This window comes from Saliphagus sp. GCM10025317 (assembly GCF_042663665.1).
Classification (GTDB): Archaea; Halobacteriota; Halobacteria; order Halobacteriales; family Natrialbaceae; genus Natronosalvus.
This window is the reverse complement of the sequence record NZ_JBHTAQ010000005.1, coordinates 1,295,644-1,317,276: the sequence shown is the minus strand read 5'-3', so window position 1 is coordinate 1,317,276 and position 21,633 is coordinate 1,295,644. Positions and strand designations below refer to the sequence as shown.

At 58.7% G+C, this 21,633-nt stretch carries 22 protein-coding genes; 8 read left to right on the top strand and 14 right to left on the bottom strand.

What is annotated here, in order from left to right:
* Positions 1 to 25: 25 nt before the first annotated feature.
* The 4 genes from ACFQS4_RS08585 to ACFQS4_RS08570 all read left to right on the top strand — a co-directional run bounded on the left by ACFQS4_RS08585 (position 26) and on the right by ACFQS4_RS08570 (position 1,634).
* Entirely contained in the window at positions 26 to 325 is a 300-nt protein-coding gene (locus ACFQS4_RS08585; RefSeq protein WP_497901115.1) for a hypothetical protein, read from the top strand.
* A 276-nt stretch (positions 326 to 601) separates the two neighbouring features.
* Entirely contained in the window at positions 602 to 868 is a 267-nt protein-coding gene (locus tag ACFQS4_RS08580; protein WP_497901114.1) for a hypothetical protein, read from the top strand.
* Positions 869 to 1,066: 198 nt separating this feature from the next.
* A complete protein-coding gene (locus ACFQS4_RS08575) occupies positions 1,067 to 1,312 on the top strand; it encodes a hypothetical protein (protein ID WP_497901113.1) in 246 nt (81 codons plus the stop codon).
* A gap of 94 nt (positions 1,313 to 1,406) precedes the next feature.
* Entirely contained in the window at positions 1,407 to 1,634 is a 228-nt protein-coding gene (locus ACFQS4_RS08570; protein ID WP_497901112.1) for a hypothetical protein, read from the top strand.
* A 380-nt stretch (positions 1,635 to 2,014) separates the two neighbouring features.
* Here ACFQS4_RS08570 and ACFQS4_RS08565 read toward each other — a convergent pair whose 3' ends face one another.
* Genes ACFQS4_RS08565 through ACFQS4_RS08555 form a run of 3 tightly spaced genes read right to left on the bottom strand, consistent with a single transcriptional unit; the run spans position 2,015 to position 2,753 of the window.
* Complete coding sequence (locus tag ACFQS4_RS08565; protein ID WP_500192879.1) at positions 2,015 to 2,176, bottom strand: hypothetical protein; 162 nt, start codon at positions 2,174 to 2,176, stop codon at positions 2,015 to 2,017.
* Complete coding sequence (locus ACFQS4_RS08560; protein WP_497901110.1) at positions 2,177 to 2,302, bottom strand: hypothetical protein; 126 nt, start codon at positions 2,300 to 2,302, stop codon at positions 2,177 to 2,179. It abuts the gene before it with no gap.
* 16 nt (positions 2,303 to 2,318) lie between these two features.
* Positions 2,319 to 2,753 (bottom strand): DUF8023 family protein, encoded by a 435-nt coding sequence (locus ACFQS4_RS08555; RefSeq protein WP_497901109.1) that lies wholly within the window; start codon positions 2,751 to 2,753, stop codon positions 2,319 to 2,321.
* Positions 2,754 to 2,874: 121 nt separating this feature from the next.
* Between ACFQS4_RS08555 and ACFQS4_RS08550 the strand changes: the two genes are divergently transcribed.
* Both ACFQS4_RS08550 and ACFQS4_RS08545 read left to right on the top strand, forming a co-directional pair.
* Positions 2,875 to 3,066 carry a DUF8053 family protein gene (locus ACFQS4_RS08550; protein WP_497901108.1) on the top strand — a complete coding sequence of 64 codons (192 nt, stop codon included), beginning with the start codon at positions 2,875 to 2,877 and terminating at the stop codon, positions 3,064 to 3,066.
* 73 nt (positions 3,067 to 3,139) lie between these two features.
* Positions 3,140 to 3,643, top strand: coding sequence for a hypothetical protein (locus ACFQS4_RS08545; RefSeq protein WP_497901107.1), 504 nt, complete (start codon positions 3,140 to 3,142; stop codon positions 3,641 to 3,643).
* Between the two features lie 21 nt (positions 3,644 to 3,664).
* Here ACFQS4_RS08545 and ACFQS4_RS08540 read toward each other — a convergent pair whose 3' ends face one another.
* From ACFQS4_RS08540 to ACFQS4_RS08525, 4 genes are all read right to left on the bottom strand, one after another.
* A complete protein-coding gene (locus ACFQS4_RS08540) occupies positions 3,665 to 4,252 on the bottom strand; it encodes a tyrosine-type recombinase/integrase (RefSeq protein ID WP_497901106.1) in 588 nt (195 codons plus the stop codon).
* A 484-nt stretch (positions 4,253 to 4,736) separates the two neighbouring features.
* On the bottom strand, positions 4,737 to 5,198 hold the full coding sequence (locus tag ACFQS4_RS08535) for a type IV pilin domain-containing protein (protein WP_497901105.1): 462 nt from the start codon (positions 5,196 to 5,198) through the stop codon (positions 4,737 to 4,739).
* An 832-nt stretch (positions 5,199 to 6,030) separates the two neighbouring features.
* Positions 6,031 to 6,492 carry a hypothetical protein gene (locus ACFQS4_RS08530; RefSeq protein WP_497901104.1) on the bottom strand — a complete coding sequence of 154 codons (462 nt, stop codon included), beginning with the start codon at positions 6,490 to 6,492 and terminating at the stop codon, positions 6,031 to 6,033.
* 373 nt (positions 6,493 to 6,865) lie between these two features.
* A complete protein-coding gene (locus ACFQS4_RS08525) occupies positions 6,866 to 7,048 on the bottom strand; it encodes a DUF8106 domain-containing protein (protein WP_497903169.1) in 183 nt (60 codons plus the stop codon).
* A 229-nt stretch (positions 7,049 to 7,277) separates the two neighbouring features.
* Between ACFQS4_RS08525 and ACFQS4_RS08520 the strand changes: the two genes are divergently transcribed.
* Positions 7,278 to 10,196 (top strand): Eco57I restriction-modification methylase domain-containing protein, encoded by a 2,919-nt coding sequence (locus tag ACFQS4_RS08520; protein WP_497901103.1) that lies wholly within the window; start codon positions 7,278 to 7,280, stop codon positions 10,194 to 10,196.
* A 278-nt stretch (positions 10,197 to 10,474) separates the two neighbouring features.
* Here the strand turns inward: ACFQS4_RS08520 and ACFQS4_RS08515 are convergent, their stop codons facing one another.
* The gene (locus tag ACFQS4_RS08515) at positions 10,475 to 11,038 is read right to left on the bottom strand and encodes a DUF7344 domain-containing protein (protein ID WP_497901102.1); all 564 of its coding nucleotides are present in this window, start codon (positions 11,036 to 11,038) and stop codon (positions 10,475 to 10,477) included.
* 698 nt (positions 11,039 to 11,736) lie between these two features.
* Here ACFQS4_RS08515 and ACFQS4_RS08510 point away from each other — a divergent pair.
* Entirely contained in the window at positions 11,737 to 12,855 is a 1,119-nt protein-coding gene (locus ACFQS4_RS08510) for a hypothetical protein (RefSeq protein ID WP_497901101.1), read from the top strand.
* A 397-nt stretch (positions 12,856 to 13,252) separates the two neighbouring features.
* On the opposite strand, the gene ACFQS4_RS08505 is transcribed toward ACFQS4_RS08510, so the two are convergent.
* The 6 genes from ACFQS4_RS08505 to ACFQS4_RS08480 all read right to left on the bottom strand — a co-directional run bounded on the left by ACFQS4_RS08505 (position 13,253) and on the right by ACFQS4_RS08480 (position 21,520).
* Positions 13,253 to 16,204 (bottom strand): hypothetical protein, encoded by a 2,952-nt coding sequence (locus tag ACFQS4_RS08505; RefSeq protein ID WP_497901100.1) that lies wholly within the window; start codon positions 16,202 to 16,204, stop codon positions 13,253 to 13,255.
* Between the two features lie 474 nt (positions 16,205 to 16,678).
* Positions 16,679 to 16,837, bottom strand: a complete 159-nt coding sequence (locus ACFQS4_RS08500) for a hypothetical protein (protein ID WP_497901099.1) — start codon at positions 16,835 to 16,837, stop codon at positions 16,679 to 16,681.
* 100 nt (positions 16,838 to 16,937) lie between these two features.
* Positions 16,938 to 18,236 carry an ABC transporter ATP-binding protein gene (locus tag ACFQS4_RS08495; RefSeq protein ID WP_497901098.1) on the bottom strand — a complete coding sequence of 433 codons (1,299 nt, stop codon included), beginning with the start codon at positions 18,234 to 18,236 and terminating at the stop codon, positions 16,938 to 16,940.
* Positions 18,233 to 19,444: an ABC transporter ATP-binding protein gene (locus ACFQS4_RS08490; protein ID WP_497901097.1), complete on the bottom strand. Its 1,212-nt coding sequence runs from the start codon at positions 19,442 to 19,444 to the stop codon at positions 18,233 to 18,235. The genes ACFQS4_RS08495 and ACFQS4_RS08490 overlap by 4 nt, the downstream gene beginning before the upstream one ends.
* Before the next feature lies 1 nt (position 19,445).
* Positions 19,446 to 20,447 (bottom strand): ABC transporter permease, encoded by a 1,002-nt coding sequence (locus tag ACFQS4_RS08485; RefSeq protein WP_497901096.1) that lies wholly within the window; start codon positions 20,445 to 20,447, stop codon positions 19,446 to 19,448.
* On the bottom strand, positions 20,444 to 21,520 hold the full coding sequence (locus ACFQS4_RS08480; protein ID WP_497901095.1) for an ABC transporter permease: 1,077 nt from the start codon (positions 21,518 to 21,520) through the stop codon (positions 20,444 to 20,446). Before ACFQS4_RS08480 ends, ACFQS4_RS08485 begins: the two co-directional genes overlap by 4 nt.
* Between the last annotated feature and the right edge of the window lie 113 nt (positions 21,521 to 21,633).

The window sequence follows — 21,633 nt, the reverse complement described above, 5'->3', positions numbered from 1 at the left end:
TTACACCAGTGACCAGTCCCGGTTGATGGCTGACACGCTTCGGTTCCAATGCCGGAACTGTGGGGAAGTGACGTTGCAGAACCCACGTTACTGTCCGCAGTGCGGGGAAAGCGTGATGCGGCCCGTCGAGACGTCTGAGCCAGGGAGCCACCAACACGAACTGCGGACAGACGAGTTCGATATTGAGCAGGCGCTTTCGCGCTTGGATAGCCTCGATCGTAATCACCAGAAGGCCGCAACCGAACAGGCGGCTACTGAGCGTGCGGATAAGACGGTTGATGAGGAGAACCGCACCCTGCTTGATCGCCTGAAATCGCTGTTTTGACCGGGCTCTACGGCTCAGAAGTCAGTAGCAAACTGTTGATTAGGCTCTGTTGAACCTCCCAGAAGGTGATAGAAGTTCCGTGCTGAATATAAACAAGGAACTCCCCACAGCGGCTCTATTTGTGTCCCTCAGAAGCCAATCCCTGGCTTCAACCCCACAAGGGTTCGTCTGAAACCAGTCGATAGGAGGTGGTAATCCGATGTCGTTTTCCTACATGTTTATCTCAAATCTTCGACAACACTTATTACTCCTACAAGTTGATTGAATAGTAGAGCTATGGCCCAGTCAGATCGAGATCGCATAGACCCGCCAGATCCAGAACTCCGGTTCGATGCTGGAAGCTACGAAGGATCCTTGGTCAACGCAATTATTGTACTCCGGGGCCTGATCGGGATCTGCCTGATCCCCACCATGCTGATCTGGACACTTATCACTGCCAACTCCATCTTCTCCGAGCGATCAGTGCTGTACCTCGGTCACTGGATACCGGTGATCCTCGCGATGGCCGCAGCCGTGTACCTCCTCGGCAAATTGTACGAGTAATTCCGCCCGGAGCAGCCGGCGTGAACTTCGAACGGCCTGCCTGGGCGGATTCCTTTTCCCGATGTCTCACTCCTCTGGAAGCGCCTGCCAAACGAGGAGTTCGTTAGGAGGCGAGGCTCCGATACCGTTTTGCTACCTGTTTGACGCACGATCGCAACAACCCTTAAATATTTGATGGGAGAGCCGCCAAGTACAGCTGTGAGCAAGTCCGAACCACGACTTCGATTCGGTGCTGGAGGCTACGAGGAGTCCGTGCTCGGGCTGGTCCTCCTGGTCCAGATCACTCTGGCCGCGATTTTCATCTTCCTAATTCTGGTAGTGGCGCACCTGACTATCGGTGCCATCATTTCCGGTCGCTTCGTCTGGATGCAGCTTTTCACTGACCTGGCTTTCCTGGCCGCATTCGGCCTGGTCGTCTACCTCCTGAGCTGGCTGTACGAGTAGTTCACTCCGGAAGGGCCTGAAGTGATCTCGTGGTATCGACCACTTTCGCCCCGGACGGCTCACCTATTTCTCGGTTGGTGTGGCCCTCGGTCACATGGGCCGCTTCGACGAACACATCCTCGCCAATGGACCGCTCACGAAGTGGGAGATCGTCGACGTCACCGGGATGCCGATCGACCTGGTCGAGCTCACGCTCCAAGATCAAGAGGCGCTGGGGGTCGTCGAGCGAACCGAGGAGGGGTGGCGACTCGCTCGCGACCGCGCCCACCTCATCATCACTATTCCCGAGCCCGAGCTCGTTCCCGGTCGCCACGGACCTTAGTCCGCGTAAAAATAAGCGCTCACTGCTTGAGCGGTACTGATCGTCTGGAGGGTGAGCCCCAGCTTCTCGCCAGTGTGCGCTACCGATCTATCGCTTTGTCAATTTCGAACACCCAGAACGCCTCGTTACCAATTGCAAGTGTCGTAATCCCCAGGCTGAGATACAAGAGTGTCAATTCGGAGGAGATTATTCCGAAGATCGAACACTGTATTGCGAGCGCCATCAACAGGAGGTTCCGAAGCCGTCGTTCTGTCGCACTCATAACAATTATCAAACACCAACTGGGTAAAATAGATTCTGATTCTCGAGCTCTTTATCTATCACTACAGCCGGGGCATGATCGACGGCGGGATTGGCCTCGAGGTGGAGTTCGTCGACGGTCACGTTCGCCACGTGCCGACGCCGGAGCAGGAGGTGTCCGATGTCGAGTGAACAAGCTCGCTCGTGTCCGCGGCGCAAAGGCCGACCAGGAGGCCGGCACCGAGCGCGAACACGATGACGGCAACGGCGGCCAGGCGGCCAGCCGTGGGCGTGGGCCGCACTTATATCACCCCCGCAGCCATCACCCCAGTAAGCGCAACCGAGAGCTCCGAGGCCGTGATGATGTAGCCGGTGATCGTCGAATCGTACCACTCCGCTTTCGTACCGGTGAATTTCGTGAGTTGCATGAATTGAGCCTCGAGGTTACTTGTATGCGATCAGGTAGAACGCAGCGGTGTTCAGCAGGACAATGAACCAGCCGAGATACCACATCGAGTCGACGGCGTACGAAACAGCGGGTACGAGTGCCGACAGGATGTTGAGGATGAACGCCAACAGGAGTGTCACCGTCTCGACGTCGGTGTAGTCCTCGAGCGTCGTCTGGCCGTTCGTGACCCAGGCGGTCACGAGCGTCAGCATTGAGACGATGAACGCGTAGGTGATCTCGGTGCCGTGGGCAGCGTAGAGCGCCGCGTCCATCCCGACGTTGAACGGCGCGTTCAGCGCGATCGAGACCACGCCGACCATCGAGACCGACGCGAGCACGAACAGCGGCGCGAGCACGCTGTCAATCAGGTCGATTCCGTCCTCCCGGCGAACCGCGCCGGGAACCATGTTCTGCGGTAGGCTAAGTGCCATACCTCCGTAGCGGCGCCCCAACGGGTCGAAAAACTCCGTATTTCATAGGCGACGCCTCGGGTATTTATCGGCAAAACAGACTGTCAGCAACCTTTATACCAAGGCGGGTTGCCCGCCGGATATGGCACTGAACAAATTACGCCAGCTCGACCAGAACTCAGCCGGTGTTACGCTCCCGAAAGACGACCTCCGCCTCGAGGGAATTCTCGACGAAAACGGCGAAGTCGAAGGCGAACACCACGCGCATATTCGTCACGTCGACGAAGGGAAATGGACCGTCGAATTGGTCGAGATTACTTTTAGCGAAAGGTAACGGCGTTATATTTTCATCATCAATTATATTTCCTGACCGGAATATATTAGATGATTAGGTCAAATTTCCTACTATGCGTCGCAGACAACTCCTTGTGAACGCAGGATCGGTAGCGCTCGGTAGTACGATAGCCGCTTCGGGCCTGGCCGCTGCAGAGTCCGATCGACGACTTCCACCGAACGAGAACGTCTCGAGCACATCCATCCATCCGTTTCCGACTCCAGAGCCCCAGGAGGTGTCGACCGGTGACTGGATCACTCATCGAATTGGATGGATTTCACCGACTAAGGGGGAACTCGAGGACTTCCTCGGGAAATATGATATTCGAGCGTGGATCGATGGAGAACCCATAGACGATTTCGACTCATATCGAGGAGATATCAACGAGGATGAGGACGGTTGGACGACGTACTGGCGCTACACGACACCGCCAAAATCACCCGGAATATACGAATTTGAGGTGGAGTTCGAATTCAACGAGGATTTAGATAACGGGAAGAACGAAGCTGGCGACGTTATCACGGTCGCCGGTACGTACGAAGTTGCACCTAGTGGCGGGCGCGGTAAAGGACGATAACGGAGTCCAATCAAACTCCGATCAAAGCCAGTCGACTTTTTTGCGTTCTCGCTGCTGAGCTTCCGGCGAATACGTTCCGCGATAGTGCTCGAGGAACGTCTCGAGGTCGTTCCACCCGCCCCAGTCGATCACTAGGAGCGGATCGACGTCAGCAGCGGCGAGCGCGGTCGCCCACGTTCGTCGGAGATCGTGCATCCCGAGATACAGCCAGCCGTCGTCGCCGGTCACCTGGTAGAGCTCGCGAGCAGTCCCGCTGAGCCAGCGCCGAAGTGAGCGCGTCGTCGAGATCTCGAGTAACGGTTTCTCGCTCGAGGCGTCGCGAACGTCGGCCACGGTTCGGATCGTCGTCGCCAGATCCCGCGGAACGGGTGTCTCACGGAACTTGTCGCCTTTTCCGTGCCAGACACGGAGTACCGTTCCGGCGTCAGTGTCGACGACGTCCTCGGGCGAGACATCGAGAATTTCGTGCGACCGGAGCCCACAACGCGCGCCCAGAGAATAGGCGAGGTGCTGCTGGGTGTCGGTGGCGGCCTTGAGGAGCTGTGCAACTTCGGCCTGGCTGAGCCAGACGTTCATGTCGTCGCGATTGCGATGTTGCTGGAGATTCATATCCGGGTTACGAGTAAGGCGGACGGCAACCCGGGGTATAGTGAGTGTTTTGGTGCGATGGGCGGCCCGATCGGGCCGGTTCTCGTCCGAGATCTACTCCTTATCGGACGGCCACTCGAGTTGCGTTGCAGCATCTACTGGGTCGATCTCATATTTGGAAGCGAACTTCTCAGCCAACACCCACGCTTTTTCTGCTAATATCGGATCAGCGTCCCGGAACTCCACTTCAAAACGGGTTAGCGCTACGATTAACAAGGCGTCATCCTATAAAAAGGATCGTCCGATGCTCATCTGCCACTTTCAGTAAGTATTCTGTCATGGTTAATCAGTTCAGGGTCTATCTGCCGAGGCTGGGCCTCAAACCGGGTTATCGTAACGACAAATAGACAATCATCTTGAATGGCATTAGCGTTTGCTCGCTCTGGCTGTGTAATCCTATTAAGAAGAACTGTCCGAGAAATAGACGATATCGATCGAGACGTAATTAGGCAGTCGCCGTGAAGTCGTTAATCACGGTATTCCGTTCTGCTTGATTGTCAATGGGGCTATCATTAGCTAAGCCTTCACCTTCGTACGCCTGAACTGTGAAGTCTTTGGATTGTCCACTTGACAAGCCCAAATCAGATGTTGCACTCCAAGTTGCGGACGCGCCAGTTCCAGACAGAGTCCCTTGAACATCGCCATTCTCATCAACAACTGCAACACCATCAGCGTCGCCCATTTCAGTAATACTGATTGTGATAGTATCAGTATCATCTCCTTCGATATCGACGACTGCATTAACGCTGGCTTGTCCTGTATTGGAACCAAGGTCAAGCACGAACGCCGCGATCACAGCTGCGAGAATAACCGTAATCGCAACCATGAGTATAACTCCGATGACAGGAGAGACGGCCCGTTCCGATTCGTTTCCGATCAGCTTGCTTCTGTATTTCTTCAGGTCCATGATTATCGTTGTTCTATTTCGCACAGCAGATGTGAACGGTCAGAAACTTTATTGACTGACCCGGTGTCGAGTCAGTCGGCGGATGGGGTTGGGGGTACTCACCTTCCCACACCGTCAGTTCTTCGCGTCGCACCTGTGCTGATAGTCTCACTTAACGGCTGTATAATAAACCCTGTGGCTAGGTATGAATAAACGAGATTCAAGGTAACTGAGACGGTTTCAGAATTGATAATCAGCGACTCGTGGAAGGCCTACAGCACCCCCTTGAAACGTTCACGTCTGGCGTTTTTCCGCTGTGGTGTCGAAACCCGAATCCTATTACACACTACCATTCATCACTCGATCAATGAGTGACAGCGTGTTCGTGACCGAGAAGGATCTGGCGCGAACCTTCGACGATGGGGCCTACGAGGACGCCGTCGAGATCGTCGAGCAGTACCGAAAAGCGACGTGATACGCCTCGAGACACGACGTCAAATCGGGAGCGACCGCCTCGGCACTGGATCTCCCGCGCTCGCGCTTGCGAACGTGAATCGACGAGGGCGGTGTACCCGACCCAGTGAAGTGTATCGAGGCCGCGCGGCGACACGGGAGGCTCAATCTCGAGTACGGGGACACGAAATGCCCGTCGAGTCGTTGACTCCCCAACATCGCAAACCCGTCGGATTTTCGCAATCCCGGCGAATCCATCGGAGCGAACGAATTTTCAAGCGAGAGAATATGTCGAGGCAGGATTTGAAGCCCTGGAAATCACAGCACGAGCGAAGCGAGCGACCGTCTTCCTCCGGGTTCAAACCGGCAGTCTCGGGAGTACACCGCTCACAGCGTGAGCTTACTGCTCATCACGAGTACATGCATTGCCCGCTACCATGGTGCTTATGTCGAGCGTGCCATCTTCTTCGATGAGATAGAGGACCTCGGTTTGTTCACTAACCTGTGAGGCCGTCACCTCTCGAGGGCCGACGCGCTCTCGATCGTCAACCTGGCCCTCCAGGGTGAGGGTTTCTACCGTCCCGTCGAACCAATCGCGAGGATTCAACTCCTCGTCGGAAACGACGTCGCCATTGGCGCTCGGCAAGTCGTAGGTGCCCTGATGAACCGTCTCACCATCGGCCTGGACGTGAATTTCGATCGTGTGATTCGAGTGCTGATCTCTGTTGTGGATCTCGAGGGTACACAGTGTAAACCGCCCAGTTTCGTCCTGCTCTGCCAGAGAGCTGCAACCGCTGAGACTGGCGAAAAGTGTGGCGCTACTCAGGCAGATAACCCTTCGGCGTGAAATTCCCTCGTCCATGGATAAATACAATCACTACCCATTGAATATCTTATGGTTCAGGGGGTGCCTGGCAGAGGCACCATCATCGACGGACGAGCCCTCATCGTGACGCCCCGTCGAGTGACCACCCCCCCCCACCCACCCTTCCCCTGCACGTGCTGTGCAAGCCGGAAACGGCGACGTGAGACGAACACTCGAGTCGCCGAGGATCGGTAATTCACCACACTATTGCGTCGAGTTAGTCTAATCCAGTCGGATAGGGAGACATGGGTGTCGGTGAGATGGTCGGAGGGCCATCGCTAAGAAGTGAACTGGCACGAGCGAACCCGACCACTCCACGAGCAGTTCTGGTCGACGCCGAACAGCCGTCCGAGAACGGCACGTCGACGACTCAATCGCCTGGACGGTAGCAAAGGCCGCCCTTGCTCTCCGTGACCGAATCGGCACTGGTCGGGCGAGAGGTGATCGTCGTTCCACACGTCGGACACTCGATGTCGGTGGCGTCGTCGTGCACTCGGCGGATCCAGTCCGCTTCGAGGGGGCTTTCGTGACCGCACGTGAAACAAATGAGCATCGACTTTCGTGGCGTCGATTGCTCGGGGGGTTCAGCGGAGGGGGACATACTCGACTGTAGCGGCCGGACACGGATAACGGTGGTTGCCACGTGATGGTCCACAGCCACAACTAGCTGCAGACACTGGTCGCCCTCGAGCCCTTACCACCGTCACGCGTCCGTTCACCGAGCGGTACTCGAGTGACCGACTGATCAATAGAATCAATACGGACCCGTCTGAGTCCAAACTATGCCGGGCACTCCATCCGAACCGGAGTTCCACCGTCTTCTCTGTACGCGATTGCGGGACTACGTCGACCGCGAACGAACGTCGGTCGATTCCGTTCGCCTTGAGGAGGGGACCGAACGGGGACTGGGAAACATTGTCGTCGAATCCGAAGTTATCGAGAGCCTGGTTATCGAAGTCGAGCGCGATTGCGTCAATCCCCTCGACGTCGACGTAATTACACAGGCTCGAGACGATGCCGACGCGGCAGGTGTCGAGCACTTCGCGACGTGCAACTCCCGTGACTTCTTCCTGTTTCACAACACCGACCAGTGTGGGATTTCGGAGATTCCGTACTACTACCTCGATTTCCGTGACGTCGACTTCGACGGTCCGTCGGCAAACGACCGGCTCTCGACGATCCTCCACGCGGTTCAGTCCCTCACGACTCACGATGAACTTCCCCGGCAGAGCGCACGCGACCGAATCGTCGGTCCACTTCGCTCGTTTCACGACGCGAGCTGGCCGACGTTTCGAACCCTCGCCCGAGAAACGTACGAAACCGACCCCGATTTTGCCGAAACGTTCGACGAGTGGGTTCGAGAGAACGACTACGCGTCACTCGAGGAGTCCGAACAGTTCTCCCTCGCCGCCAAACAGTACGCGTACCTGGTGGCCAGTCACGTCCTGTTCTCCGAGGTCGTTCGAGAACAGCCGTCCGAACCGAGAGAGACGAAGAGCGGGAATCCGCTCGTGTCCCTCGTCGAAGACGCCTCAACGGCCGATGGTGAAACCGGAATAGCGCGGCTGTTCGAAGATCTCCAGGCGGAAGTGGGCCTCGAATCGGTGCTCGACGACGACACGTCGTTGTTCGCCGCGTACCCACACAACTCGAAAACGCGGTCGGCCGTTCGTGCGTTGCACGGAAGCATCGAAGCGAAGAACCTCTCTACCGTCGACGAAGACCTGGTCGGAGAACTGTACGAGGAACTGATCCCGGAACTCGAGCGAAAGTCCTTCGGGCAGTTTTACACCCATCCAGCTATCGCCGAAGCGATTTGTAACTGGGCACTGCAACCGCAGGGAAATGGCGTCCCTCGAGTCCTCGATCCGGCGTCCGGAAGCGGTACGTTCCCGGTAAAAGCGTACCACCGAATGCAGGAACTTGCACCCACCGCAACACACCAGGAAATCCTCGGCAACGTCACCGCAATTGACGTCAATCGATTCCCGTTACACCTCACGGCGCTCAATCTCGCGTCACGAACCGTCCAGGAGCGAACCAGCCGGTTACACACGATCAACGACTCCTTCTTCAACGTGTCTCCCAGGGATAGTCGGCTATCGGAGGGAGACGAGACGGGAAACGAACCGATGAGATACGACGCAGTAGTCGCGAACCCGCCGTACATCCGCCAGGAGAACCTGTCTCCCGACAGGGACCACTTCCGTTCTCACCTGAGAAAGTACGGCGCGGAGAACTCGAGTCGATACGCGAGCGGACAAAACAAACTTTCGACTAGATCCGACGCGTACGTCTACTTCGTCTCCCACGCGTTGCAGTTCCTCCGAGACGGGGGGCGCCTCGGATTCATCGTCCCCACGAAGTGGCTGACGACGAAATACGGCGAGTCGTTTCAAGAGTTCCTGTACGATCAAACGAAAGTCCACGCCATCGTCGGGTTCTCCGACAGAGCGTTCACTGCGCTCGTCGATACGGTAGTGTTGTTCGCTGAACGATGTACCGACGAAGCGGAGCGCCGAGAGACGGTTATGGACCTCATCAGGGTGAAAGAGTCGCTGTCGCCAAAGGAACTGTCGTCGATTGCGGGCGCTCGACGGTCGATTCCCGACGGGAAGGCGTTTGGAATCAAGACGACCGAAGCGTACCGAGTCGTTAGTCTCCCCCAGGCTCGCCTGGAGAGACAGGGTGGACGAAAGCTCGGTCACTACCTGTACGGTCCGAGCCCGTTTATTCCGCTCGTACACAGTGACAAGATGCGACGGCTGGATACGTATGCAGACGTGGCGTTCGGCAACAAGACGGGCAACAACGACTTTTTCTTACTCGACGAGCAGGACGTCACACAGTGGGGGATCGACGAACGATTCTTGCAGCCAGCGATTCGATCGATTCGAGCGCTGGAGTCGTATCGCGTGGCGGATACGGATCAGTACCTTCTCGATTTCGGCGCGTACGTCGATGCCGTCGAGTCACGGCAGGACGGACTGGGCTCGACGAGCGAGCGAGCAGAAGACGTAAAGGAGGAATTGCGCAACGACGGGTACGAGTCGACGGTCAGCTACCTCGAGTACGGGGAAGAAGCGGGCGTCCCCGATGGACGAACCGTGTCCCAGCACACGCCCTGGTTCAACCTGGGAGACCTGCTCGTCCCGGACGTCTTACATCCGGTGTTCTACAACGAACGGGTGTTCACGGTCGACAACGCCGGTGGGTACGCGCCAACGAACGCGATTCAGTGCGTCGATATAACCGCGTACCACGACGTGCTCCCCTCCGTTCTCCACTCGACGGTGTACAAGGTACTGCTCGAGCTGTGGGGCCGACACGAGGGCGGAGGGGCGCTTCAGTTACTCACGTACGAAGTTTCGTCGGTTCCGGTTCCGAGCCCGGAATTGATGTCCGAGTCACAACGGGTGCGGATTGCGGCGGCCGGGGAGAAGCTGGTGCGTGGTGTCGACGGTGCGCAGGACGAACTCGATCAGGTGATCCTCGAGTTTCTGGAGATTGGACTATCCGTCGAAGAACTGCAGGCTGTCCACAGCGGACTGGTGGCACAACGAGTAGACGGGGCGGCAACGGAGAACGTCCTGATCGAAGGCATCGACGAGTTCGACGCGTTCAACGACTCCGATCTGCCCTCCTCGATACCCGATTACGAACCGGACGGCCAAAAGGATGCGAGAGTGGACGATTTTTGAGCGGTGCGGGGAGTCGTCCGTTCTCGATGTGTTCTCGCCACTATTGCCACTATCACTACTATCGCCACTATCGTCACTGGAACCTTGACGAACTGTAGGCTCAAGGCTACCGTTCCGTTGGCCTCAGTAGCGGCCTCGGTCGTTCGCGCTGGACGAATCCGTTGGTCCGCCGTCTCATTTCGAGCTTCGGTATCCGAAACGTCACCGACGGGCAATTCGGAACTCGAGTCTACACAATCTTCACTGTTCTCGAGTAGAAGGGAGCGACTGCGACTCGATTAGCGACGCGTGTCGTCGACCGTGAGCGTGAAATCCGGCGCAATCGACGTCGTCGATTGTCGAGCGGATCGATACGCGGCATAGCTCGAGACGAGCACGACCGCGAGCAGGGTGATTCCCACGAGACCACTGATCGCAGTCGGGAAGAACTGTCCTCCCCAGAGGCTCACCGACGCGGCTGCGATAGAGACCCCGACGATCGTGGCCATCGACTGTCGGTCGAGAGGAGATGGGTCCGTCCGAAATTCGATCGTGACGCGTTCCGTTCGATCCGTCGGCGAGACCATCTTTCGTTGCCGGTCGAACGAGACGAGGTTTCGCTCCTCGAGCAACGGGAGGTGCGATTGATAGAGCGAGCTGTAGACCGACTTGATGGTTCGTCTGTCGAGCTGATCGGGTTCGCACCCGGATTCCCAACTCGCGACGCGTTCGACGAGGTCGAAGAGGTCCACCGGTCCGTCCCGCTCTGACAGGCAATACAGGACGTATCGTCTCCGGATATTCCTCGTCATCTCCCGGATGTCTTCAGAGAGATCCTCGAGCAGTTGGCTATTCCCGTTCATGCGTACGGCAGTCACTCGACTCATCGACGACCGATCTCTTAAAGGGAGAACCTCGTTATAGGCTGACAATTAGACTTATATCGTCCGTGAACCGTCACATGTCGAAATTTCCGTACGCGATTACTCGTCATCGTGCGTGTTGGTCGTCGATACGTGCCATTTCGCCGCCGAAATATTCGTGGCACCGATATATCAAGAGTGGTTTCCATACGCGAACCGCGAGGGTTCCGGGTCGCGCTGTGATCGATTCGCTCACCGGGAGAGAACGAATCATCTCATCGAAAGGCCACATTACGTCCCTCGTACTCGAGGCTTACCGAACGTGGTGGTATCCGTATGGACACCTCTCCTGGTGACGATTCCGACAGCCGGCCCGTAACCCCCTTTTAACTCCGTTCGTTCGCGCCGGCTCCGGTCCGTAATTGGACGTACCGATCGGTATTCAGTCCGTACACCTCGGGAATGGCCTCCTCTCTCGAGCGACGTTTGCGGTACGTGCTCGATATTCGCTGCTTCCGACGACTCTGCCTGCTGACGGTCTCCCGAATTTGCCCCAGCAGGCCCGTTGAACCACCCTACGAATGGTTGGGAAGTCATTATTAAAACACACTGTTACCGTCGTCAGAATCGGTATTATCATGCAAAAACACACTCCCATCCCGATCACACTGCTCGCGGTTGTCATAGTCGTGATCGGCATGGCAGTCCCAGCAGGCGCATCGCTGGCAGCGACAGGTACCGTCACGGAAGCGACCCAGACGCCACTCGAGGCGACGACGTTCGAACCCGATCAGTCGCACACGAACGCCGGGAACGGCACCGACTCGGCCACGGTCGTGACCGAAGACGGAACGATGTCGGTCGAGGAGGCACTCGCCGAGTTCGACACCGACGAACTCGAGGCGGTCGTCATCGAATCGAGTGCAGTCGACGGGGAAGAGAACACGCAGGTACATGCCCTGGAAGACGAGGATGCCGAACTCGTCTGGGGAACGCTGCTGGAGTCGGCGGACGACACCGATGGGGCGACGCTCGCGGACTTCACGAACGACGTGACGGCGTCGACTGCGAACGGCGAAACGCTCGCCGTCGACGACGGTGAAGCGACGATCACGACCGATCACGGGACGGTCGTGACGGTGGAGCAAGTCACACGCGACCGGACCGAACAGGACGGCGAGTCGACGGCGACTGGACCCAACAGTCGCGCGGAGGTCTATCAAGAGAACAGTCAGACGACGAACCAAAACGCGACGGTCACGGTCGATGCCGAGCGGGCAGCAGTCCTGGTCGTACAACTGAACGTCCAGGAGAACGACCAGACCGGCTACGCGGCGGCGGCCGGCGAGAACGCGTCGGCGGTCGTCCACCAGGAGAACGACCAGCGTGCGATGCAGTTCGCCTCGGTGAACGTTACCGCCTCGGAGGCGGCGGTCGTCGTCGCCCAGATCAACGTCCAGGTCAGCGAGCAAGAAGCGATGGCCGCCGCGGCAGGTCCGGATGCGACGGCTGACGTGATACAGGAGAGTTCTCAGCTGAACGACCAGGACGTCGATATCGCCGTCGAGGCGGACGAGAGTGCGATCTACGTGATCCAGGAGAGCGTACAGATTAGCACGCAGGAGGAACACACGAGCACGAGTGACGGAGACGAAAGTGACGACGGCGATGACGAGGACGAAAACGACGACAACCAAAACGAAGACGATAGCGACGGGGACGACGAAAGTGATGGCGACGAAGACGAAAACGAAGATGAGGACGAGAGCGAGTGCATGCCGGATTACAAGAAACAAAAGAAGGCCGATCACCCGTAGATAACGAACGGCGAGTCGGACCAACGGGAAACAGCACTAGGCGTGGACAGACGTCGAACGAATCGAAGTCCGTGCCGTTTCTCACCATTTCGTCACAAATTTCGTCAGTGATGAGCCCCGAACGCCTCCAGGACCGAGCAGCCAGACGAACTGGTCTGGCCGATTGGCTCGAATAACCTGGATTGATGCGGGGCAATTTTCGCACGACTCTCGGTCGACCCTCGTTCGAGACGTTCGAGACATTTGACGGTCGACTCGCTCAACTCGCCTGACTCGCTCGAGACGTTCGACGAAGCCGACGAAACGGCGAAGCTGACGAAACAACGAAGCTGCGTTTCTACGTGTGTACTCGAGTCCGGGTCGCACGGCTTCAAAAAAACATACCAGCTGAAGGCGATTACGCGGCGCTCTGGCTGGTCGTGATAGTGGTCGACTGGGACTGGGACTGCGTGTTGTCGTCGCCAGACGCGTGCTGGGTTTGCGTCTGGTCGACCTCGGTCTCGTCGGTCTGGGTCACCGTGTCAGTGCCGTCCGAGTCCTGTTCGGCGTTCTGTTCGATCGAGGCGTCCTGCTCGGCGGTCTGTTCGTTGCCGTCGCCGTCCTCGATAGTCTGTTCCTGGTCCTGGTTCACGTCCGCGTCCTGTTCGATGGACTGGTCGTTATCGTCGCCAGTGGCCTCCTGGTCGGCGTTTTGTTCGACCTCGGCGTCCTGCTCGGCAGTCTGCTCGTTGTCGTCGCCGTTCTCGACGGTCTGCTCCTGGTTCTGGTCGGTTTCGGCGTCCTGCTCGACGTTCTGGTCGTTCGAGGTTCCGGTCGCCTCCTGGTCGGTCTCTTGTTCGACGTCGCTCTCCTGGTCAGCTTCCTGATCGTTCTCGTTGCCGTCTTCGACTTCTTGTTCCTGTTCGGCCTCCTGTTCAGCTTCCTGTTCAGCCTCCTGGTCGTTGGCGACACCACTCGAGTCCTGATCGACTTCTTGCTCGGTCTCCTGTTCGGTTTCCGCCTCCTGCTCGTTGTCGTTACCGTTCTCGACTTCCTGTTCCTGCTCGGCCTCCTGTTCGGATTCCTGTTCGGCTTCCTGGTCGTTCTTGACGCCGTCGGCGTCCTGGTCGACTTCTTGTTCAGATTCTTGCTCGCTTTCGGCTTCTTGCTCGTTGTCGTCGCCGTCCTCGACTTCCTGCTCTTGCTCGGCTTCTTGTTCAGCTTCCTGCTCGGCCTCCTGTTCGTTAGCGAGACCGTCGGTGTCTTGTTCGACCTCCTGTTCGGTCTCTTGTTCGCTTTCGGCCTCCTGCTCGTTGTCGTTGCCGTCTTCAACTTCCTGATCCTGTTCGCCCTCCTGCTCGGCTTCTTGTTCGGCCTCCTGGTCGTTCAGGGCGCCGTCGGCGTCCTGTTCGGTATCCTGTTCCGTCTTTTGCTCAGCCTCGGCTTCTTGCTCGTTGTCGTCACCGTCCTCGACATCCTGCTCCTGTTCGACTTCTTGCTCGGCTTCCTGCTCGGCTTCCTGCTCGTTGTCGAGACCACTAGCGTCCTGTTCGGCCTCCTGCTCAGTTTCCTGCTCAGATTCGGCTTCTTGCTCGTTGTCGTTACCATCCTCGACTTCCTGCTCAGATTCGGCCTCCTGCTCGGCTTCCTGTTCGGCCTCCTGGTCGTTCAGGGCGCCGTCAGCGTCCTGGTCGACCTCTTGCTCGGTTTCCTGTTCGCTTTCGGCTTCCTGGTCGTTGTCGTCGCCGTCTTCGACTTCCTGCTCTTGCTCGGCTTCTTGTTCAGTCTCCTGTTCGGCCTCCTGGTCGTTCAGGGCACCGTCAGCGTCCTGCTCAGTTTCCTGCTCGGATTCCTGTTCGCTTTCGGCTTCTTGCTCGTTGTCGTCACCGTCCTCGACTTCCTGCTCCTGTTCGACCTCCTGTTCGGATTCCTGTTCGGCTTCCTGGTCGTTCTTGACGCCGTCGGCGTCCTGTTCGACTTCTTGTTCAGATTCTTGCTCGCTTTCGGCTTCTTGCTCGTTGTCGTCGCCGTCCTCGACTTCTTGTTCTTGCTCAGCTTCTTGTTCAGCCTCCTGTTCAGCTTCCTGGTCGTTGTAGTCGCCGTTCGTCTGCTGGTCGGTCTCCTGATCTGACTCTTGTTCAGCTTCGGCTTCTTGCTCGTTGTCGTCACCGTCCTCTACTTCCTGTTCCTGCTCGACCTCCTGGTCGGCTTCTTGCTCGGACGCTTGTTCGTTCTCGTAGCCGCTCGCCTTCTGCTCGGCGTCCTGATCGATCTCCTGCTCGCTCTCGGCTTCCTGCTCGTTGTCGTCACCCTCTGCCGTCTGCTCCTGGCTACTGCTTTGTTCACCGTCCTGGTCGGACGATTGCTCGTTGTCGTCGCCGAAGAGCACGAGCTGAACCGACCGTTGGTCGATGTCGTTGTCGTTTTGCTCGGCGCTCTGGTCGTTATCGTCACCCTCTGCGCTCTGTTCCTGACTCAACGACTGGCTCGCACTCTGGCTGGCGTCCTGATCGTTGTTGTCGCCAAAGAGCACGAGCTGAACCGACTGCTGGTCGATGTCGTTGTCGTTTTGCTCGGCGCTCTGGTCGTTATCGTCACCCTCGGCGGACTGCTCCTGGCTGAAGAGTTGCTCGGCAGCCTGAGTAGTATTTTGCTCGTTGTCGTTGCCGAAGATCACCAACTGAACCGACTGTTGGCCGATGTCGTTGTCGTTTTGCTCGGCGCTCTGGTCGTTGTCGTCACCCTCGGCCGTCTGGGATTGCTCGAGCACCTGCACGCCAGTCTGACTCGCGCCTTGCGCGTTGTCGTTCCCAGCAATTGAAAGCTGGATCTGGAACTGGCTGATGTTGTTGTCGTTCTGTTCGGCGCTCTGGTCGTTGTCGTCACCCTCGACGGACTGCGATTGGACGAGCACCTGCGCCGCCTCCTGGGCGCTCAGCTGGTCGTTGTCGACACCCAGGATGACGTACTGGATCTGGTCCTGCTGGATGTCTCCGTGCTGTTCGGCGCTCTGATCGTTGTCGTCACCCTCGGCGGACTGATTCTGTGTGTAGAAAACGAGGATACCCTGGTCCTCCACCTGCTCGTTGTCGTCACCGAACAACGCCCACTGCTCCTGGCTCTGCTGGTAGTAGAGCACCTGGGTCGCCTCCTGGCAGTTGTCGTCGCCGGTCGCGAGTTGACTCTGTAGCAACTCGCCGTCTACCGTGGCGACCTGGTCCTGGTAATTCTCGTCGCCGTCGGCTTCCTGATAGCTATCTTGCGCCCCATTGACGATCGTTACTTCCGCCTGTTCACAATTCGATGCATCTGATGCCGATGTCGCCCCTAGCGCCACTGCGCTCCCGGCAAAGATCATGCCGGTCGCCACGAATAACGCGACGAAAGCTACGACAAAACGGTCCTTTCCTGACATTTGTTTCATCCGGCGGATAGCCCGCCAACACATCCTCTCGAGGATACCCTACTTTGTTATCTAAACCGAACACGCCGATAATTTCGATTACAAATCTCGGGTCTGCCAGTAACATCGATTGCGAAGCCGTAATCGCCGTTACTGTCGTCAGAAAACGGTGTAATCGCCGATATCGATCCACGGCTCGAGAACCGATGCTCGTAAACGGTACGAACGCCGGTCGGTCGGCGACGCAGCCGAACCGATCCATTCGCGAAGTGCACGAGACAGCGGCCGGAGTCCGGTTATCGAGGTCACCCCTGCGTTCAGTGTGGTTGCCAGGCTCAAAAGCCGCTTCTCGAGTGGCCTCTACGGATCACGTCGCTTAGCACACGGTTCACAGCACACAGCACACAGCAAACGGCTCACAGTACACAGCACACAAATCCGTCAGGAAGGATCGCCCAGTTCTTCAGATTCCCACTGGGACGCGAGCCGCTCGGCCAGTTCGGGCGGTCGGTGTTCGTTCAACAGGTGGTGTTCGAGGCTCTCGTCGGTGTCGATCGTCTCCTTACACAGTTCGCAGTAGATCGGTGCTTTGCTCGCCATAGCACCGATACGCGAGAAACGCGCAAAAGCATCGCGTCCGAAACGGGGCGCTCGAGGGAGTAATCCGCCATTTCCCAGGAAAATCCAGATTCGTCGAACGTCAGCGCTCGTCGATGTAGAGGTGACAGGCGACGGGGTGAGCGTCGTTCCCCAACTCCGGGTTCTCGAGTTCGCAGACGCTCTCGTAGGCGTCGCGCAACCGCGTCGCGGATTCGTCCCAGTCCCCGTTGGCGAGTGGCGCCAGCGCATCCTCGACTACCGCATCGTGTTTCGGCGGCAGCTGCGTGTCGAGAACGTGGGCCTTCAGGTCCGCGACGAAGGCGTCCGTATCGGCCGGGTCGACGTCGATTCCCTCGTCGGTCATCACGGCGTGGTCGCTGGCGACCTCGAGACTGATATTCTCCCGTTCGACCAGTTCTCTGAGGGTCATGATCTCCCGGTAGGCGTCTTGCTCGATAGCGACGTCTTCGGGCGGAATCACCTTCGGGCACCGCGTCCGGAACCGGCAGCCACTCGGCGGGTCCCGCGGCGAGGGGACGTCACCGGATAGCGTTTCGCGGTCGCGATCGCGCTCGTCGGTCGACGCCCGCGGGACGCTCTCGAGCAGTGCCCGCGTGTAGGGGTGCTTCGGCGCGCCGAAAATTTCCTCGACCGGGCCGGTTTCGACGATTTCGCCCAGGTACATGACGGCAACCCGATCACAGATGTGGCGGATGACCGAGAGGTCGTGGCTGATGAGCAGGTACGTGAGGTCGAACTCCTCCTGGAGGTCCTCGAGCAGATTGAGGACCTGTGCCTGGACGCTCACGTCGAGTGCGCTCGTCGGTTCGTCGAGGACGATGAACTCGGGTTCGAGGGCGAGCGCCCGCGCGATGCCGATCCGCTGGCGCTGGCCGCCCGAAAACTCGTGTGGATAGCGATCGATCTGGTCGGCCGACAGGCCGACGCGCTCGAGCAATTCCTGGGCCCGATCGCGGCGTTCCTCGGCAGTGCCGACGTCGTGGACCGCGAGTGGCTGCTGGATCGTCTTTCCGATCGTCATTCGCGGATCGAGGCTCGAGAACGGATCCTGGAAGACGACCTGTGCGTTCCGCCGGAACTCGTTGCGACGGTCGCCCTCGAGTTCGAAGACGTTCTGGCCCTCGAACTGGACGACGCCGTCGGTGGGTTCTTGCAGGTGTAACAGCGTCTCTCCCGTCGTCGATTTCCCGCAGCCAGATTCGCCGACGAGACCGAGCGTCTCGCCGCGGTGCACCTCGAAGTCTACGTCGTCGACCGCACGGACGGCGACGGGCTCCTGCCCAAACAACCGGTCGATGTACGAATCTTGCTCGTAGAAGTACTTGCGGAGTCCCTCGACGCGCACCAGCGGCTGGTCACTTCCGGTATCGAGGCTCATTGTGACTCACCTCCGTCGGTCGTCGCCGTCGCCTCCCGCTCGAGAGCATCGTTTTCGAGCGCCTGATTCGGGTCGTACTCCATCTCCGCGAGATAACACTTCGTTGTGTGGTTTGCACTTCCCTCGGCCGCGTACGCCGGCGGCTTCTTCAGGCACTCATCCATCGCCTTCGGGCACCGATCAGCGAAGTAACACCGGTCGGGCATCTCGTGATCGAGGAGGCTCGGGACGTTCCCCGGGATCGATCGCAACCGCTCGGCGGTTCCCTCGAGATCGGGAACGCTCCCGAGCAGTCCCTCCGTGTACGGGTGGACCGACCGGTCGAAGACGTCCTCGAGAGTGCCGCGTTCGACGATCTCCCCAGCGTACATCACGCCGACGCGATCACACATTCGGGCGACGACGCCGAGGTTGTGCGTGATCAGCAGGATGGTCATGCCCGACTCCTCCTGGAGGTCGTCCAGGAGGTCGAGGATCTGGGCCTGGATCGTCACGTCGAGCGCGGTCGTCGGTTCGTCGGCGATCAGGATGTCCGGTTCGCCGGCAAGCGCCTGAGCGATCATCGCCCGCTGGAGCATGCCGCCGGAGTACTCGTGGGGGTACTCGTCGGCGCGCTGGGCCGGGTCCGGAATCCCCACGGTCTTGAGCAATTCGATCGCTTTCGCCTTACTCTCCTCGCTCACGTAGCGTTTCGAGGGGAGTGCCATCGACATGACGTACGATCTCAGGGAGTACTCCGGCCCCCGCGTTCGAGCCTCGCCGGAACGCGGGTTCGGGGTCGCCCGTTGCTGGACCTCGACGGCTTCGGCGATCTGTTCGCCGACCGTCAGACTGGGGTTGAAACTGCTCTCGGGATCCTGAAAGATCATGCTGAAGGAGGTGCCCCTGAGCGAGCGACGAGCCTCCTCGGGAATCGCGAGCAGGTCGACCATCTCTCCCTCGACGGCCGCCGGATGGGATTCTCGCATCGCGTCGGCGAACGTCGGATTTCGGTACTCGATCGACCCGCTCGTCACCTCCCCTGGCGATTCGACCAAGTCCATGATCGAAAGCGCCGTCACGCTCTTTCCGCTCCCGCTTTCGCCGACGATACCGAAGACCTCGCCGCGTTCGATCGTCAGGTCGAAGTCGTCGACAGCGTTTACCTGTCCCTCACTGGTGAAAAACTGGGTCGATAGGTTGCTGATACGGAGAATGTCGTCGCTCATGTTAGGCACCTCGTTCGCTTCCTTCGATGTTCGGGTCGAGCGCATCGCGGAACCAGTCGCCGAGCAGGTTGACCGCAATCACCGTGAGCATGATGCCGATTCCAGGAATCATCGCGATCCACGGGCGCGTCCGGAGGAGGTCCTGCCCACGCTCGATTTCGTACCCCCACGACAGTGTCGTGCCGGAGAACCCGAGGTACGCCAGCGACGCCTCGAGGAGAATCACCACGGCGACCTGAATCGTCGCGAGGACGATGATGGGCGTCAGGCTGTTCGGGAGGATGTGCTTGGTGAGGATCGATCTACTCGACATCCCGTAGCTCTTGCTCGCCTTAACGTACTCCTGATTCCGTAGCGACAGGGCCTCTCCGCGAGCGACTCGCGCGAACCAGACCCAGATGACGAGACCGGCCACGACCGTCACCGAACCGGGAATGGGTATCGATTCGGGCATGCCGTCGGCGAGTCCCGCCACGACGATCGGGTCGGGGACGTAGATCGGTGAGGAGCCGAAGACGCCGACCAGCGCCATCGCGAGGATGAGCGAGGGGAACGCCAACATCGTGTCGGCGACCCGCATCAGTCCGTCGTCGACGCGGCCCCCGTAGTAGCCGGCGATGAGCCCGACTGGAACCCCGACGACCATGGCCAGTGCGGTTCCCAACAAGGCGACCAGCAGCGAAACGCGAGCGCCGTAGACGAACCGCGAGAAGACGTCCTGTCCGACGTTGTTGGTTCCCAGGATGTGTTCGCTCGTGGGTTCGACGGAGACATCACCGATTTCGCCCTCCTGGGCGACCTGCGTCTCGTAGGAGTGGCCCAGCGGTGGGTACGGCGAGCCGCTCTCGGCGTAGTACCCCGTCCTGGTCGGGTCGTGGGTGGCCAGCAATGGCGCGAAAATCGCCATCAGGATGATTGCGACCAGGAGAACCAGTCCGATTTTGGGCAGGAGACTCTCGACGAACGTCTGCTTGAGATTCGACGTAATTCGGTTGGAGATCATTCGTTGTTCACCTGCGGATTGAGCGACGTGTACAGCGCGTCGACAGCGATGTTGATGACGATGAACGAGATGGCGATGAAGAGGATAATCCCCTGCATCAGTGGCCAGTCTCGAGCGTTCAGCGCATCGACCAGACGGAGGCCGAGACCCGGCCAGTTGAACACGGTTTCGGTGATAACCGACCCGCCGATCAGTGACCCCATCTGAAGGCCCAGAACCGTGATAATCGGAATCATCGTGTTACGAAGGACGTGCTTGTATCGGATGAGTGGGTTCGGCAACCCTTTCGCCTTCGTCGCCGTCACGTATGGCTTCCCGAGTTCGTCGATCATGCCGCTCCGGGTGAGCCGGGTGATAAGCGCGGTAAAGTACGTCCCGAGGGTGATCGCCGGAAGGGTGATGTAGTGTAACCAGGTTCCCATCTCGTTGATCGACTGGTCGAAGACGATCGCCCGAACTGCGTCGGCGAAGCTCACGCCACGCCTCCCCGTCGGGAACCCGTAGAAGTCGAAGCCGATGTAGGTGGGATACGGGATGTGGACGATTCCGATAGAGAAGGTATCGGTGGCGACGTCCGGATACGGGATACCGAACCAGACGCTCATCACGAGGATCAACATCAGCCCGAGCCAGAAGTTCGGCGTACTGATTCCGAGGAGTGAAAACAGCGTCGCGCCGTAATCGGAGGGCTCGTTCCGGCGCGTCGCGGAGACGACTCCGAGGGGAATTGCGATGACGATCGCCACGATCGTCGCGGCGACCGTGAGTTCGACCGTCGCCGGAATTCGCTCGATGACCATCGCCGAAACGTCCCGGCTCGACTGCCAGGAATAGCCGAGGTCTCCCCTGAGCAGCCCCTCGACGTAATCGAAGTACTGTACGTAAATGGGATCGTTGAGCCCCTCCTCTTCTCTGACCCGTTCGACGAGCTCCCGGTTCGCCCCCTGCCCGAGTATCAGCGTCGCCGGATCACCCGGTGAAACGGCCCGGAGGCCGAACAGGACCGTCACCACGCCCCAGAGGACGAATACGCCCTGCAGTATTCGTCTAACCAGAAATTTCCTCAGTGCCATCGGAATGTATCGAAGGAATCCACGAACATTAATTATACTGTCGGTCCCCGACCGATTCTGGCGGTTTCGGGACCCGAACGGGAGCCCGAGATGTCACTACTGGACCCGATCGT

Excerpts from the sequence above, each read along its gene's own strand:
- ACFQS4_RS08585 (WP_497901115.1), top strand. The coding sequence starts at position 26 with ATGGCTGACACGCTTCGGTTCCAATGCCGGAACTGTGGGGAAGTGACG.
- ACFQS4_RS08580 (WP_497901114.1), top strand. The coding sequence starts at position 602 with ATGGCCCAGTCAGATCGAGATCGCATAGACCCGCCAGATCCAGAACTC.
- ACFQS4_RS08570 (WP_497901112.1), top strand. The coding sequence starts at position 1,407 with ATGGGCCGCTTCGACGAACACATCCTCGCCAATGGACCGCTCACGAAG.
- ACFQS4_RS08560 (WP_497901110.1), bottom strand. The coding sequence starts at position 2,302 with ATGCAACTCACGAAATTCACCGGTACGAAAGCGGAGTGGTACGATTCG.
- ACFQS4_RS08555 (WP_497901109.1), bottom strand. The coding sequence starts at position 2,753 with ATGGCACTTAGCCTACCGCAGAACATGGTTCCCGGCGCGGTTCGCCGG.
- ACFQS4_RS08550 (WP_497901108.1), top strand. The coding sequence starts at position 2,875 with ATGGCACTGAACAAATTACGCCAGCTCGACCAGAACTCAGCCGGTGTT.
- ACFQS4_RS08545 (WP_497901107.1), top strand. The coding sequence starts at position 3,140 with ATGCGTCGCAGACAACTCCTTGTGAACGCAGGATCGGTAGCGCTCGGT.
- ACFQS4_RS08540 (WP_497901106.1), bottom strand. The coding sequence starts at position 4,252 with ATGAATCTCCAGCAACATCGCAATCGCGACGACATGAACGTCTGGCTC.
- ACFQS4_RS08535 (WP_497901105.1), bottom strand. The coding sequence starts at position 5,198 with ATGGACCTGAAGAAATACAGAAGCAAGCTGATCGGAAACGAATCGGAA.
- ACFQS4_RS08530 (WP_497901104.1), bottom strand. The coding sequence starts at position 6,492 with ATGGACGAGGGAATTTCACGCCGAAGGGTTATCTGCCTGAGTAGCGCC.
- ACFQS4_RS08525 (WP_497903169.1), bottom strand. The coding sequence starts at position 7,048 with ATGCTCATTTGTTTCACGTGCGGTCACGAAAGCCCCCTCGAAGCGGAC.
- ACFQS4_RS08520 (WP_497901103.1), top strand. The coding sequence starts at position 7,278 with ATGCCGGGCACTCCATCCGAACCGGAGTTCCACCGTCTTCTCTGTACG.
- ACFQS4_RS08515 (WP_497901102.1), bottom strand. The coding sequence starts at position 11,038 with ATGAACGGGAATAGCCAACTGCTCGAGGATCTCTCTGAAGACATCCGG.
- ACFQS4_RS08510 (WP_497901101.1), top strand. The coding sequence starts at position 11,737 with ATGGCAGTCCCAGCAGGCGCATCGCTGGCAGCGACAGGTACCGTCACG.
- ACFQS4_RS08500 (WP_497901099.1), bottom strand. The coding sequence starts at position 16,837 with ATGGCGAGCAAAGCACCGATCTACTGCGAACTGTGTAAGGAGACGATC.
- ACFQS4_RS08495 (WP_497901098.1), bottom strand. The coding sequence starts at position 18,236 with ATGAGCCTCGATACCGGAAGTGACCAGCCGCTGGTGCGCGTCGAGGGA.
- ACFQS4_RS08490 (WP_497901097.1), bottom strand. The coding sequence starts at position 19,444 with ATGAGCGACGACATTCTCCGTATCAGCAACCTATCGACCCAGTTTTTC.
- ACFQS4_RS08485 (WP_497901096.1), bottom strand. The coding sequence starts at position 20,447 with ATGATCTCCAACCGAATTACGTCGAATCTCAAGCAGACGTTCGTCGAG.
- ACFQS4_RS08480 (WP_497901095.1), bottom strand. The coding sequence starts at position 21,520 with ATGGCACTGAGGAAATTTCTGGTTAGACGAATACTGCAGGGCGTATTC.